Origin of the sequence: Desulfonatronum sp. SC1, from assembly GCF_003046795.1 — a bacterium.
Lineage (GTDB): Bacteria > Desulfobacterota > Desulfovibrionia > Desulfovibrionales > Desulfonatronaceae > Desulfonatronum.
Map to the genome: position 1 here is coordinate 1 of NZ_PZKN01000112.1, position 476 is coordinate 476.

Consider the following 476-nt stretch of genomic DNA (forward strand, 5'->3'; position numbering starts at 1 on the left):
TTTGTTATCAGTACCAAACACCTTCAAATCTCTTGGACGAAAGATGGTGTGCGTTTTTAGAGTGCTGTCGGTGTACATTATTGCACTATAAGCACCTGTTCCGCCGTCCTCTACAACACGTCCCAGCGGTGTTGGAGTGGCACAATCCTGTGCTAAAAGCAAATTCTGAAAGCCAAAACCGGCAACTATCAGAACCATAAGAGATATAAAAGTTTTCTTCATCATTAGGGTATTTTTTTGATTTGTGGTTGGATAAAACTCTTGAAGATTTAATAACAGGGTTTGTGACTTGTTGTTTGTCATCCCAACCCTAAACAGCACTAGACTTTACTTGTTGACACCTTGCAGTGATAGCATCCTCTCACCGTACCGTTTTCCCAAAATCCGGTATCCTTCGGCGGTAAAATGAAGTCCATCCTTCATTCCCGGACACCCTTCGGAAGAAATCACGTGTGCGTTGGGTATCACGCATGGCA

2 protein-coding genes are annotated in these 476 nt (G+C 43.3%); both read right to left on the reverse strand.

Going from position 1 to position 476, the window contains the following annotated elements; translation table 11 throughout:
• Window positions 1–303: hypothetical protein (locus C6366_RS20925; RefSeq protein WP_199221587.1), on the reverse strand; the 303-nt coding region annotated here is incomplete at its 3' end.
• A 24-nt stretch (window positions 304–327) separates the two neighbouring features.
• A complete protein-coding gene (locus C6366_RS20930) occupies window positions 328–468 on the reverse strand; it encodes a sialate O-acetylesterase (RefSeq protein WP_368731514.1) in 141 nt (46 codons plus the stop codon).
• Window positions 469–476: the final 8 nt, after the last annotated feature.